This is a genomic window from Pantoea sp. CTOTU46764 (genome assembly GCF_031974595.1).
GTDB classification, from domain to species: Bacteria; Pseudomonadota; Gammaproteobacteria; order Enterobacterales; family Enterobacteriaceae; genus Pantoea; species Pantoea trifolii.
In genome coordinates this window covers 1-14,089 of sequence record NZ_DALYOQ010000068.1, presented here as the reverse complement: position 1 = coordinate 14,089, position 14,089 = coordinate 1, and the positions used below count along the sequence as shown (strand labels likewise).

The following is a 14,089-nucleotide window of genomic DNA, read 5'->3' as shown; positions in this document are numbered from 1 at the left end:
CTAGTCCACGTCGAAGAAAATACTCTTAGATGAGGTCTCTGCTATGACACAAAAAAAGCAACGAGGTGGTGCCGGGAACTTTGCAGAGGACCCGGAGCGCGCCAGGGAAGCAGGTAGCGCTGGCGGCAAAGTCAGCGGGGGTAATTTCAGAAATGATCCTGAAAGAGCCAGGGAAGCTGGAAGAAAAGGAGGTCAAAAAAGCCGCCGCCCTTCCAAGCAGCAGTAATTAAGGTGCCTTAAAGGAAGTGTTCTGCCACGGATGGTTAAAAAAAAAGGCCGACATCATGATGTCGGCCTTTCTCATCTTGCGAGCTTACTTGCTGTCTGGCAGCGCGTAAGCAATCACGTAATCACCACGGTCTGGCGACTGACGTGCGCCGCCTGCGGAGATCAGGATGTACTGTTTGCCGGTTTTCGGCGAAACGTAGCTGATTGGACCGCCCTGGCTGCCAACTGGCAGACGTGCTTTCCACACTTCTTTACCGGTTGAGCTATCGAAAGCGCGCAGATAGTAATCCTGCGTACCGGCGATGAACACCAGGCCGCCCTGCGTTGCCAGCGTGCCGCCTAAGGTCGGCATACCAATTGGCATTTTCGCGCGCATTTTGATACCAAACGGACCGGTATCTTCAACGGTACCAACCGGCACCTGCCACACGATCTGACGGGTTTTCATGTCAATCGCCGACAGCGTACCGAACGGCGGAGCCTGGCACGGAATGCCCAGCGGCGACATGAAGCGGTTTTTGTTAACCGCGTACGGCGTGCCTTTCAGCGGAACCGCACCCATACCGGTGTTAATGGCTTCGCCACCGTTGCTGGCCGCCGTTTTGCTGGTGTCTTGTGGGATCATCTGTACCCACAGGCCGAGACGCATGTCGTTAACGAACATGTATTGGTTGTTCGGGTCAAACGAGATACCGCCCCAGTTCATACCGCCCAGCGAACCTGGGAAGCTGAGGGATTTATCAGTATCCGGCACGGTGAACAGACCATCGTAACGCATGCCCTTAAAGGCAATACGGCACGCCAACTGATCAAACGGCGTTGCGCCCCACATATCCGACTCACTCATTTTTTGGTTGCCGATGTTTGGCATTTCCACTGAGTGCGGCTGAGTTTTGGTGTACTGCTCGTTCGGGATGTGACCCTGCGGCATCGGCAGCTCTTCAACTTTGGTCAAAGGCTTGCCGGTCAGGCGGTCCAGCACCCAAATCATGCCGGTTTTCGCGCCGATAACCACGGCTGGCTTGTTGGTGCCATCCTTCATCGGGAAGTCGACCAGGCTCGGCTGCATTGGCAGGTCAAAGTCCCACAGATCGTTATGCACGGTCTGATAAACCCACTTCTGCTTACCGGTGGTGGCATCCAACGCCAGAATTGATGCGCCGTAAGTGTGATCCAGTTTGGTACGGTTCGCACCCCACAGATCCACTGACGAGCTACCCATCGGCAGGAACACGGTGTTCATTGCCGGATCGTAAGACATTGGCGCCCACGAGTTTGGCGTACTGCGGGTGTAATTTTTACCCGGCATCAGCACCGCATTTGGGTCGTCGTTGCCTGGGTCAAACGCCCAGCGCATCTGACCAGTGATAACGTCAAAACCACGCAGCACGCCGCCAGGCATGTCGGTCTGTACGTTATCGGCGACACGACCACCCACAACAACAGTGGTACCGGCCATCGCTGGCGGTGACGTCAGCTGATATTGCGGATCTGGCGCACTGCCGAGACCGGTTTTCAGGTCAACCACACCGTGCGTACCGAAGGTGTCGCACAGCTCACCGTTGTCGGCGTTGATAGCAATCAGACGCGCATCAATGGTGTTCATCAGAATACGACGCTGACAGGTATCGCCAGCAGGCAGCACAGCGGCAGTAACCGGCGTTGAACCCGGCTCGGTTGGCTGCTGCAGCGGTTTAGTCGCATCGAAATAAGCTAAGCCACGGCAGCGGTTCCATACTTCTGCCTGCGCATTGATTTCGCGTTTCCAGATTTCCTTACCGCTGTCTGCGGCAACCGCAATCACATTGTTATGCGGGGTGCACAGGAACAGCGTGTTGCCCACCTGCAATGGCGTTTGCTGATCTTCCGCACCGTTACCGGTTGGACTGATCGGCGTATCACCGGTGTGGAAAGTCCAGGCGACCTGCAAGTCTTTTACATTGTCACGCGTGATCTGATCGATGGCAGCGAAGCGGTCGCCACCCGGCGTACGGCCGTAGCTACTCCAGTCTTGCTGAGGTTTTGCTTTATCGACCGGAATTAACGGCAGCTGTTTACCGTCAAACGCCACGGTAGGATGCGGCTGGAACATCTGCACGAAGGTCGCCACCATGCCCACCGCGATCACCGCAGAGAGCACATAAGAGGCTTTCGCCAGAGAGCTTTTGCCTTCGCTTTTACGCAGGGCTGGCCAGGTGAGGAATGCAAACAGCATCAAACCGGCCGGCACCATCAAACGTGATACCAGCGGCCAGAAATGCAAGCCTGCATCAAACAGTGACCAAATCAACGTGCCAGCGAACACCAGAATAAACAGGGTGACGGCGGATGATTTGCGACGGAAGAACTGAATGGCCGACAGCAGCATGACGATACCGGCGATGAGGAAGTACCAGCTACCGCCGAGCGCAACCAGCTTGCCGCCGCCGATAGCGAAGAACAAACCGATAGCCAGCAGGACCAGGCCAAACAGTACGGACCAGATGCTCAGCCCTTTGCCGGGACGAGCGGAATTTTCTGCCATAACAAAAACTCTCCTGAAAAAATAAAGCGCTGGCGCCAGTAAATCTGTGGCAGCCGATAACAAGGCTCCAGCCGCAGCGGGAGACAGGAATAATTCCGTTACGCTTTATTTTATATCTATTGGTACGGGTGCAATGCCCGTGATTCGGCGCTTGTGAGCGAGGACACAACGCAGGTGAGAGTGATTCTCGCTACAAGGCGGCAGGATTGTACCACCTGGTACAATAAAAAGTGAATATCCATAACGCGGCAGTCACTGGTTAATAGCATTTTTGCTACAAATCCAGCCGTAAGCTATTCATAAATATGACGGCGTATCGTGACTTTTATTATTGCGACGTTAAGTCAGGGATGAATTCGACACGTATTTTGGAAATTAGGCCGTCGCCGTGCTGGCAGAAGTAGTCCACCGCACCGCAGGCTTTCAGCACCTGCAACGGCTGGTGGCAATCCGGGCATGAGGCGATGTGTGCGAAATGACGTTCACAGTTGGGGCAGTCAAAACCGGTTTCATTGTGAGTGAGTCATTGCTGACAGGCTGGGCAGGAAAAATTCATCAATTGTCCTCTGCGTGGTGCGCACCGATCGCCATGAATGGCGCCCCTACGCGTACAGGTTCATAAAAAAAGGGCCCTGCTGGGCCCTTTTCATCTCTTAACGCTTGTTCTTCTTCAGATGCGACATCAGACGCTGACGTTTACGCTGCTGCGTTGGCGTCAAAAGGTTGCGTTTGCCCGCGTACGGGTTATCGCCCTCTTTGAACTGAATGCGAATCGGCGTACCCATCACGTTGAGTGAACGACGGAAGTAGTTCATCAGGTAACGTTTATAGGAATCGGCCAGATCTTTCACCTGGTTACCGTGAATCACCACGATGGGCGGGTTATAACCACCGGCGTGCGCATACTTCAGCTTCACGCGGCGACCACGCACCAATGGCGGCTGGTGATCGTCGGCGGCCATGGTCATGATGCGCGTCAACATGGCGGTGCCCACACGTTTGGTGGAGCAGTCGTAGGCTTCGGTCACCGATTCGAACAGGTTACCGACGCCGCTGCCGTGCAGGGCTGAAATGAAGTGGATGCGCGCAAAATCGATAAAGCCCAGGCGGAAGTCCAACATCTCTTTGACTTCATCTCTGGCTTCCTGCGTCATGCCATCCCATTTGTTGACCACGATCACCAGTGAGCGCCCACTATTCAGGATGAAGCCAAGCAGCGACAGATCCTGATCGGAAATTCCGGCACGCGCATCAATCACCAGCATAACAACGTTAGCGTCTTCGATCGCTTGCAACGTTTTAATAACCGAGAATTTCTCGACGGTTTCGGTGATTTTACCGCGCTTACGTACGCCAGCGGTATCAATCAGGACATACTCACGTCCATCACGTTCCATCGGAATATAGATGCTGTCGCGCGTGGTGCCAGGCATGTCGAAGACCACGACACGATCTTCGCCAAGAATACGGTTAGTCAGCGTTGACTTACCCACGTTGGGGCGGCCGACGATGGCGAGTTTGATTGGCAGTGTGGTTGGGTCGAAGTCTTCTTCTTCCTCTTCCTCCAGCGCCTTCTCACTCTCTTCTTCTAAATCGGCCCAATAAGCAGCGTTCTCTTCTTCTTCAGTGAGCTCGACTTCTGGAACGATTTCTTCCATCCACGGCAACAGTGCGGTTTCCAGCAGGCTGTTAACGCCGCGGCCATGCGAAGCTGCAATGGCGTGAATCTCGCCTAAGCCCAGCGCATAGAAATCCAGCACCGCCGCTTCCGGGTCAATACCGTCAGTTTTGTTGGCGACAACAAAGGTGGCTTTCTCACGCGCACGCAGATGATTAGCGATTTGCTGATCCGCCGGCATTACGCCCGCGCGCGCATCCACCATAAACAGCACCACATCGGCTTCTTCAATCGCCAGCAGCGACTGCTCCGCCATGCGGTTTTCTACGCCCTCTTCGGTGCCATCAATACCGCCGGTATCAATAACAATGAATTCGCGCCCTTCCACTTCGGCGCGACCATATTTGCGATCGCGAGTCAGTCCAGGAAAATCCGCCACCAGCGCATCACGTGTGCGTGTTAAACGGTTAAATAGCGTAGATTTTCCCACATTGGGACGCCCAACCAGCGCGACCACAGGTACCATAACACTTGCCTCAGTTTTTAAAATAATTCGCCCGAATGGAGTGATTATAACGACATTTGACGCCAGGCGTCAGGCTGAAGGCGCAAAGAATACCATGCCTGACTAAAAACGAAACGGCCCCTGACGAATCAGGAGCCGTGTAAGCGAGCGGGAAACGCGTTCCCGCAGAGCCAAATCCTTAACGGGTGATGGCGTAAACTTCTCCGCCTTTCGCCTGGATCAGCAGCTTGTCACCGGCGACAACCGGTTCAGTCTGGAAGCCATCGCTGTCCAGTTTCTGCTGCGCCACGAAGCGGCCGTCAAGGGTGTTGATCCAGTGCAGATAACCTTCGCTATCGCCCACCACCAGATAACCGTTGAACAGCACCGGTGAGGTCAGATTACGATGTAGCAGATCGCTTTGACGCCAGATGGCTACGCCACCGTCAGCATTCAGGGCAATCACGCGGTCATCCTGATCGACCAGATAGATACGACCCGCATCCACCACCATGTCTTTCACGCCGCCAATCTCACGTTTCCACAGAACCTGACCAGAACGCAGTTCCAGCGCGGTAAGGTTACCGTTATACGCTAGTGCATAAATCACACCGTTTACCACGACTGGCGTGGTATCGACGTCGCTCAGGCGATCGATTTCCGTTGCGCCGCTTGGCTGCGAAATACGCTGCTGCCAAATCAGCTGACCTTGGTTGACGATGACTGCGCTCACGCGGCCATTGTCGCCACCGACGATTGCGCCACCAAAGGCCACGGTCGGAGCCGATTCACCGCGCAGTGACAGCGCAGGCATATCGAGGTTGACGGTCCATTTGATTACGCCAGTGCTCTGATCAAGACCTTGCAGCATACCGTTGCTGGTGTGGATCAGCACTAAACCGTCGCTCACTACCGGACGCGACAGCGCTTCACCGGCGACCTTGGTCTGCCAGGCAATGCCACCATCGCTGGTATTCAACGCAAATACCTGACCACGTTCGCTACCGATGTAGATGCGATCGCCGCTGGCCGTTACGCCTCCAGAAAGCAGTGCCGAGATGTTTTTCGAGAAGAAGCCGGTTTTCTCAGAGAGATCAACTTTCCACTTCTCTTTACCATTGCTGGCATCAAGCGCTTTAACCACACCAAAACGATCCGCAGCATACACGGTACCGTCCAGCCAGGCTGGATGCAGATTGGAATAGAAATCACCAACGCCGTCGCCGACTGAGGTGCTCCACGCGGTCTGCGGCGTAAACTGGTTTTCCACTTTAGGCAGCGGGGCCATTTTTACTACATCTTCTTCGCCGCTGAACAGCGAGCAACCGCTGAGCAGAGTGACTGAAATCAGCCCTGGCAGCAGGTATTTACGTAATTCCATGTGCGCTCTCTTGACTGGCTTAACTTAAGTTATTCATCTTCATCTGCAGCATTTGCTTCAGCGCAGGAGAGGCCTGCGATTCAGCACCTTTGCTCCAGGCATCACGTGCGCCCTGCTTATCGCCTTTGCTCAGCAGTGCTTCGCCACGAATGTCCGCCACAATGGCTGTCCAGCCATCACCTTTAACATTGTTAAGGGTAGAAAGTGCGGCATCGGCCTGGCTTTGCTGCAACTGAATGCGTGCCAGACGCAGGTTAATCACCGCCTGCAGATTGGCATCTTTGGTATCTTTCAGCCCACTCTGTAACAGAGTGATCGCTTTATCGAGCTGATTGGTTTCAACATACTGCTTCGCCAGATCCAGCGACGCTAACGCACCGTAGGTGTTGTTGTTTTCGCTGGCGAAAGTGGCGACCGCTTGCAGCGAATCCGGCTTGTCCGCCTGCATCGCGCTGGTCAGCTGTTGATATTCTGCTGATGCCGCTTTATCGGTTCCTTCCTGATGGCTGGACCAGAAACGCCAGCCACCCAGCGCAGCGATACCGATGATTACGCCAACGGCCAGGAATTTGCCATTGTTGGCAAAGAACTGACGCAGCGCGTCAACTTGTTCGTTTTCGTTGCTGTAAACTTCCACGCAATCCCTCTCTTTAAAATGGCTGTTGCAGTGCTGCGCTTACTGCAGCAGCGTGCGCAACGTCGCAGCGGCGTCGCTCTGAGCCAGCGTCTGTTGATCGCCAGTACGCAAGTCTTTCACCACAACCTGGCCCGCTTTCACTTCATCTTCGCCCAGCACCAGCGCAATGCGTGCGCCCCACTTGTCTGCACGTCCAAACTGCTTCTTGAAGTTACCGCCACCGAAGTTGGTCATCAGCTTCAATGCCGGATCAGCATCACGCAGTTTTTCCGCCAGTTGCATCGCGGCGGACTGAACGCCCTGCCCCGAAGCGATAACATAGACATCAACAATGCGCGTCGGTTCAAATTCTGGATTAACCGCTTGCACCAGCAACACCAAACGCTCCATACCCATGGCAAAACCGACCGCTGGCGTGGCACGGCCACCCAACTGCTCAACTAAACCATCGTAACGTCCGCCACCGCATACGGTGCCCTGCGAACCGAGGCTGCTGGTCACCCATTCAAACACGGTACGGTTGTAGTAATCGAGGCCGCGCACCAGGCGCTGGTTGATACGATATTTAATGCCCGCGTCGTCCAGCAAGGCGCACAGCCCGCTGAAGTGCTCGCGCGACTCCTCATCAAGGAACTCGCCCAGCGTTGGCGCATCATTTAACAGTTTCTGGATGTCAGGATTTTTGCTGTCGAGCACGCGCAGTGGATTGGTGTACATGCGGCGTTTGCAATCTTCGTCGAGTACGTCCTGATGTTGCTCCAGGAACGCCACCAGCGCGCTGCGATAGTTGGCGCGCGCGTCCAGCGAACCGATAGAGTTCAGTTCCAGCTCAACGTGTTCGGCGATACCTAACGCTTTCCACCAGCGCGCGGTCATCATAATCAGCTCAGCATCCACGTCCGGGCCTTGCAGACCAAAGACTTCCACACCCATCTGGTGGAACTGACGATAACGACCTTTCTGCGGACGCTCGTAGCGGAACATCGGGCCGGTGTACCACAAACGCTGTTCCTGGTTGTACAGCAGGCCGTGCTCAATACCGGCGCGTACGCAACCTGCGGTACCTTCCGGACGCAGCGTCAGGCTTTCGCCGTTGCGGTCTTCAAAGGTGTACATCTCTTTCTCAACCACGTCGGTGACTTCACCGATCGCGCGGCTGAACAACGGGGTGTGCTCAACGATTGGCAGACGGATTTCACTGTAACCATAACTGGCCAGCACCTGCTTCAGGGTGCCTTCAATACGCTGCCAAATCGCGGTATCCGCCGGCAGGTAATCGTTCATCCCGCGAATCGCTTGAATATTCTTCGCCACGTTAGAATCTCTTTAAGACAAAAAAACCTGAGCGGCATCATACCTTATGAGGATGAAACCGCACAGGTTCAATCACAAACTGGCACGCGACAGGCGCGCACCACGATTATTTTTCCAGCTGCTGCACGTTGATGCGGCGGCTTTCATCCAGCATGCTGGCCTTGGCGCGAATACGCGCTTCCAGCTGGTCGATCATGTCGTTGTTATCGAGACGATCACGTTGGCGCACACCATCTTCATAGAAGCCGCTTTTCTTGGCGCCACCGGTCACGCCAAGAGTAGACACTGTCGCTTCCCCCGGACCGTTCACCACGCATCCGATAATGGAAATATCCATCGGCGTGATGATGTCTTCCAGACGCTCTTCCAACGCATTCACCGTGCCGATGACATCAAACTCCTGACGCGAACAGGTCGGACAGGCGATAAAGTTGATGCCGCGCGAACGAATGCGCAGAGATTTGAGGATGTCGTAGCCGACTTTGACTTCTTCAACCGGATCGGCCGCCAGCGAAATACGCAGCGTATCGCCAATGCCTTCGGCCAGCAGTAAACCTAAACCGATCGCCGATTTCACTGAACCCGCACGCGCGCCGCCCGCTTCGGTGATACCGAGGTGCAGCGGTTGATCGATGGCTTTCGCCAGCAGACGATAGGACTCAACGGCAAGGAACACGTCGGAGGCTTTGACGCTCACTTTGAACTGATCAAAGTTGAGGCGATCGAGATGATCCACATGGCGCATCGCGGATTCGAGTAGCGCCTGCGGCGTGGGCTCGCCGTATTTTTCCTGCAGATCTTTTTCCAGCGAACCGGCATTCACGCCGATGCGGATCGGAATATTGTAATGACGCGCACAATCCACCACCTGGCGGATACGCTCATTGTTGCCGATGTTGCCTGGATTGATACGCAGACAATCCACGCCATATTCAGCGACTTTTAGTGCGATGCGATAGTCAAAGTGAATGTCCGCTACCAGCGGCACGTTGACCTGTTGCTTAATCAGTTTGAAGGCTTCAGCCGCATCCATCGTAGGAACAGAGACGCGCACGATATCAACCCCGACGCGCTCAAGCTGGCGAATCTGGTTAACGGTGGCGTCCACATCAGTGGTGCGGGTGTTGGTCATTGACTGAACGGCGATGGGCGCGCCATCGCCAACTGGCACCTTGCCGACGTAAATCCGTGTTGATTTGCGACGGATAATGGGTGCTTCGTTATGCATATTCTCTCTCCACAATTACCCGGAAAGCGCGCTGCGCGTTATTGCGCACCCAGCGTCAGACGGGCAACCTGGTTATTACGGATAAAACGACTTAAATCAACGGGCTGATTCTGATATTGCACGTCAACCGCACCTGGTGCGCCAATTTTCAGACGATACGGAGCCGTTCCGGACAAACTCAGCTTACCGCCGCTACGTTGCAGACCGCTGAACAACTTCTTGCCGGTCGCATCGCTGACTTCCAGCCAGCAATCGGCTTTGAAGTTCATCACGATGGCATTCGGATCGCCTGCCGGTTGGCTGACAGCCGCATTTCCGGTAGGCATCTGGCCGGCAGGAACGCTGTTCGCTGGCGCCGGAGACGTCGCCGCTGGCGGCGCCGTATCAATTGGTGCCTGGCTCGGCGAAACCACGGCGTTGTCGCTGCCGTTGGTTTGCGCTGGAGTGCTAGTGCTCGCCGCAGGTGCGGCGGTGTTACTTTCCGGCGTGGCGACAGCGCCAGCACCGTTATCAATTGGCGTACCGGCTGCGTTGGTATCTGCATCGGCATTGCTGTCGGTGCTGTTGTCGCCCAATGGAATCGACTGGCTATTGTCGCCGCTGCCGTTTTGATCGGCCATCGACACCAAATCAGCCTGGGACGCTTTATGGTTCTGCCACCACCACGCACCGGTTAAACCGACTACGACAAAAATCACCAACCAGGTGAAGATCATCAGCCAGCCATCGCGCTTTTTACGACGCTTACCCAATGAGAAGCTCTGCATTGGCTCGATCTTGGCCGCGCGCACCGGAGCCTGTTTTGCCATCATCGGCAGCAGGTCATCTTCCGGCACATGCACCAGACGGGCATAGGAGCGAATGTAACCGCGCAGGAATGTCGAGGCTAAATCAGCAGGTGACTTATCCTCTTCAATATCACGCACGGTAGTAAGTTTCAGGCACAGGCGCTCAGCGACGTTTTGCTGGGTCAGCCCCATCTGCTCACGGGCCAGACGCAGGCGTTCACCTGTGGAATGTACTGCAGAATTCTCTTGAGTGGCTTCAGTATTCATTAGCTAAATAACGCTGGTACTGTATCGATTGTGGAAAACTTCGCGCCAACCGGTCGCCATAACGTGTAACGTCAGCAGCGTTTCCCTGTTGCGCGGCGAAACGTATCTGTAACCACAGGCTCTCTGCCGTTGCCGGCAAACGCTGATGGTACACTTCTAAAAGCAGCGGAACCGACTGCTGTTCCTGCTGTTCAAGCCGCCTTTCCACTTCCCTTAGCAGTTGACTGCCCTGCTCCGGTGCGGCATCCAGCGCGTAACCTAACTGCTCGCGCGCTGCGGCACTCTCATCAGCCTGCAGGTAACAATAGCCCGAAAACAGGAATGCATCCTGACGAGCATCGATTTCCTGCGCCTCAATGGCCAGCTTAAACTGTTGATGCGCTTCGTCATACTGCCTTAAACCGCAGAGAAACGCACCGTAATTGTTAGCCACATAACCATTCAGCGGCGCTAACTGCTGCGCCCGCTGATAGTGCCAGCGGGTTTGTGCGCTGTTCTGCTGCGCCTGTGCCACCCGAGCAAGGGCCAACGGGACGCGATAATCTTTCGGCGCTGCCTGCTGAGCACGCAATAAATTGCGCTGTGCAGCGGCATAATCCTTCACCGCCAGGTAATGCAATCCGAGCTGCAAACGAATATCCGCTGCGCTTTGCCTAGCGGGATGATTGACACAACCGGTTACAACAAAGCCAGCCAGAATCGCTACGGGTAATCCTTTACGCATTTCAGTCTCTCCATAAAAAATATGCGGAGAGACTGACATGAGTTACGCCCGGTGAATATCAGCAGGCGCTGGCTTTCAGAGCGCCTTCACAGAGATGGCTTCGCCCGCCATTTTCTTACGCAGCGTACGCTTGGTACGGTCGATCACATCGCCCGCCAGCTGACCACACGCGGCGTCGATATCGTCACCACGGGTTTTACGCACGATGGTGGTGAAACCGTAATCCATCAGGACTTTGGAGAAGCGATCGATACGGCTGTTAGAGCTACGGCCATACGGCGCGCCGGGGAACGGGTTCCATGGAATCAGGTTGATTTTGCACGGCGTCTCTTTCAGCAGTGCCGCCAGTTCATGCGCGTTGTCGGTGCTGTCATTGACGTGATCCAACATCACGTACTCAATGGTGACACGGCCCTGATTGGCGTTGGACTTGCCGATGTAGCGTTTTACCGCCGCAAGGAAAGTCTCGATGTTGTACTTTTTGTTGATCGGCACGATCTCGTCACGAATGGCATCGTTCGGCGCGTGCAGCGAAATTGCCAGCGCTACGTCGATCATGTCGCCCAGCTTATCCAGCGCCGGCACTACACCCGAAGTGGAGAGCGTAACGCGACGTTTTGACAGGCCGAAACCGAAGTCGTCCAGCATGATGTCCATTGCTGGTACCACATTGTTCAGGTTCAGCAGCGGCTCGCCCATGCCCATCATCACCACGTTGGTGATCGGACGCTGACCGGTAATTTTCGCGGCACCGATGATTTTCGCGGCGCGCCATACCTGGCCGATAATTTCTGATACGCGCAGGTTGCGGTTAAAGCCCTGCTGCGCCGTCGAACAGAATTTGCACTCAAGCGCACAGCCTACCTGCGAAGAGACGCACAAGGTTGCGCGATCCGCTTCAGGGATATAGACGGTTTCAACCAGCTGGTCGCCCACGCGAATCGCCCATTTAATGGTGCCATCGGTGGAACGCATCTCTTCCGCCACTTCCGGCGCACGGATTTCAGCGCGCTGCATCAGCTTACCGCGCAGCACTTTGTTGATGTCGGTCATCTGCTCGAAATCATCGCAGCAGTAGTGATACATCCACTTCATGACCTGATCGGCACGGAACGGCTTTTCGCCCATCTCAAGAAAGAATTCACGCATCTGCTGACGGTTAAGATCCAGCAGGTTAATTTTTTCGTTTTTTGGGGAAACAACCACGGGGGAAGCGGACGACGGCGTCACAATCTGTTCGGACATAATGTTCTCTGGCCTCGTTGTTACACGTTACGGCTCTGGTTAATAGTAGGAAAAAAACAGCGCCCTCGCTGAGGCGGGCTCAACAAGGGCGCATAATTGTACTACATCTGCTGCATGATGCCAGGGGAACCGTTTCACAGATGTTGAACAGCTGTAAAGACGCGTGTCCGCTTGGGCGATCAACGCATTTAGCGAGTGCGTGGGCAGACTTCGTTTTCTGCGAAGAAGTACGCGATTTCGCGTGCTGCAGATTCAGCAGAGTCAGAACCGTGGGTTGCGTTCTCGGTGAAGCTGTCCGCGTAATCCGCACGCAGAGTACCTGCCAGCGCGTTGTCTGGGTTAGTTGCACCCATCAGATCGCGGTGACGCTGAACGGCGTTTTCGCCTTCCAGTACAGAAACCACAACTGGACCAGAAGTCATGAATTCAACCAGACCATCAAAGAATGGACGGCCTTTGTGCTCAGCGTAGAAGCCTTCAGCCTGCTCTTTGGTCAGGTGCAGCATTTTTGCGCCAACGATTTTGAAGCCCGCGCTTTCAAAACGGTTATAGATTGCACCAATCACGTTCTTAGCGACGGCGTTTGGTTTCACGATTGAGAAAGTACGTTCGATTGCCATGTTGACCTCTAGTTAGCATCCTGAAGAATCCGGGAGCTCCTCCCGGTAAGAAAACGCGCCGATTATAGGGATATCACAGCGCGTTGCCTATTAGCGATTTGCGGAATTATTGAAAATAATTGATTTTTGTCGGGGCGCGCAGGCAAAAAGTATGCCATATCCATGCACTCAACCGCGGATAAATGACACCGATGCGAGTTGCCCCGCTTCATCCATCACCACCAGTTGATAACTGCCCGGCTCATCCAGCACCAGCGCCGCACTCTTATTATTCGCGTCCCGCTCCAGTGGCTGCCCGTTTAAAAACCACCAGCGCTGCTCACCTTGTCCGCCCTGCACCGCGACCGGCATCACCAGTACCACTTTGCCCGGCAGCGGTTGCACGCGCTGGCCGTTGATCACACCGGTAATCACCATCGGCGGCGCGTTCCCCTGATTGAGCGGCGGACAAGCGGGATCGATCGGTGGCAAGCGCTGCGCACGGCGTTCAGCAACCGGCAGCCAGGGTTCCAGCGGCAGCGGCCACATCAGGCGCTCGTGACTTTGTGCATCCGGGCAATCGGCCGCCACGCGTAATCCCCGGCTGTTCTGCCAGTAGCGCTGGCGCAAACCATTAACGCCTTCCTGCCTCGGCGCCAGCAGCGTTGGCGGCACGGTTTGATTCAATACCCAACTCTGACGACGTTGACGACAGTTCTCGTCGCCGAGGGGCAACGGCTGACCGCCAGGCCAGCAAATGCTCATGGCGCTGACCGCTTGCGGGCGCGGATCGCGCGGCGCACCGTTCACTGGCATATGGCCAGCCAGCAGATTATTGACCTGATTCATTACCGGTACCGCCGAAGCAAAACCAAATTGCCCGGCGACCGGTGTCGCATCCGGTCGCCCAACCCACACGCCAATCAGATAGCGCGGCGTGATACCAATCGTCCATGCATCGCGATAGCCGTAGCTGGTCCCGGTTTTCCACGCCAAAGGCGCGATCTCCGGCACCGCGCCGCTGGCCGGCG

At 55.3% G+C, this 14,089-nt stretch carries 11 protein-coding genes and 2 pseudogenes; 1 reads left to right on the top strand and 12 read right to left on the bottom strand.

Annotated features, from left to right (window positions below; genetic code table 11):
• Positions 1-43: 43 nt before the first annotated feature.
• Positions 44-226 carry a general stress protein gene (locus RTM06_RS18400; protein WP_045814915.1) on the top strand — a complete coding sequence of 61 codons (183 nt, stop codon included), beginning with the start codon at positions 44-46 and terminating at the stop codon, positions 224-226.
• A gap of 87 nt (positions 227-313) precedes the next feature.
• Here RTM06_RS18400 and RTM06_RS18395 read toward each other — a convergent pair whose 3' ends face one another.
• The 12 genes and pseudogenes from RTM06_RS18395 to RTM06_RS18340 form a co-directional block, all read right to left on the bottom strand.
• Positions 314-2,752, bottom strand: a complete 2,439-nt coding sequence (locus tag RTM06_RS18395; RefSeq protein WP_312184122.1) for a glucose/quinate/shikimate family membrane-bound PQQ-dependent dehydrogenase — start codon at positions 2,750-2,752, stop codon at positions 314-316.
• Positions 2,753-3,080: 328 nt separating this feature from the next.
• Positions 3,081-3,308: pseudogene (locus RTM06_RS18390) on the bottom strand (zinc ribbon domain-containing protein).
• 97 nt (positions 3,309-3,405) lie between these two features.
• Positions 3,406-4,896, bottom strand: coding sequence for a ribosome biogenesis GTPase Der (gene der / locus RTM06_RS18385; RefSeq protein WP_101763491.1), 1,491 nt, complete (start codon positions 4,894-4,896; stop codon positions 3,406-3,408).
• Between the two features lie 178 nt (positions 4,897-5,074).
• The gene (bamB, locus tag RTM06_RS18380) at positions 5,075-6,256 is read right to left on the bottom strand and encodes an outer membrane protein assembly factor BamB (RefSeq protein ID WP_154155662.1); all 1,182 of its coding nucleotides are present in this window, start codon (positions 6,254-6,256) and stop codon (positions 5,075-5,077) included.
• A 19-nt stretch (positions 6,257-6,275) separates the two neighbouring features.
• Positions 6,276-6,893, bottom strand: a complete 618-nt coding sequence (locus RTM06_RS18375; RefSeq protein ID WP_256697111.1) for a YfgM family protein — start codon at positions 6,891-6,893, stop codon at positions 6,276-6,278.
• Between the two features lie 39 nt (positions 6,894-6,932).
• Entirely contained in the window at positions 6,933-8,207 is a 1,275-nt protein-coding gene (hisS, locus tag RTM06_RS18370) for a histidine--tRNA ligase (RefSeq protein ID WP_256697113.1), read from the bottom strand.
• A gap of 106 nt (positions 8,208-8,313) precedes the next feature.
• Positions 8,314-9,435 carry a flavodoxin-dependent (E)-4-hydroxy-3-methylbut-2-enyl-diphosphate synthase gene (ispG, locus tag RTM06_RS18365; RefSeq protein ID WP_101763487.1) on the bottom strand — a complete coding sequence of 374 codons (1,122 nt, stop codon included), beginning with the start codon at positions 9,433-9,435 and terminating at the stop codon, positions 8,314-8,316.
• A 38-nt stretch (positions 9,436-9,473) separates the two neighbouring features.
• The gene (rodZ, locus tag RTM06_RS18360; RefSeq protein WP_256697115.1) at positions 9,474-10,490 is read right to left on the bottom strand and encodes a cytoskeleton protein RodZ; all 1,017 of its coding nucleotides are present in this window, start codon (positions 10,488-10,490) and stop codon (positions 9,474-9,476) included.
• Positions 10,480-11,214 carry a type IV pilus biogenesis/stability protein PilW gene (gene pilW, locus RTM06_RS18355; RefSeq protein WP_312184116.1) on the bottom strand — a complete coding sequence of 245 codons (735 nt, stop codon included), beginning with the start codon at positions 11,212-11,214 and terminating at the stop codon, positions 10,480-10,482. The genes rodZ and pilW overlap by 11 nt, the downstream gene beginning before the upstream one ends.
• A gap of 75 nt (positions 11,215-11,289) precedes the next feature.
• The gene (locus RTM06_RS18350; RefSeq protein WP_007884898.1) at positions 11,290-12,459 is read right to left on the bottom strand and encodes a bifunctional tRNA (adenosine(37)-C2)-methyltransferase TrmG/ribosomal RNA large subunit methyltransferase RlmN; all 1,170 of its coding nucleotides are present in this window, start codon (positions 12,457-12,459) and stop codon (positions 11,290-11,292) included.
• A gap of 188 nt (positions 12,460-12,647) precedes the next feature.
• On the bottom strand, positions 12,648-13,079 hold the full coding sequence (ndk, locus tag RTM06_RS18345; RefSeq protein ID WP_007884899.1) for a nucleoside-diphosphate kinase: 432 nt from the start codon (positions 13,077-13,079) through the stop codon (positions 12,648-12,650).
• 168 nt (positions 13,080-13,247) lie between these two features.
• A pseudogene (locus RTM06_RS18340) lies at positions 13,248-14,089 on the bottom strand (penicillin-binding protein 1C); the annotation flags it as partial.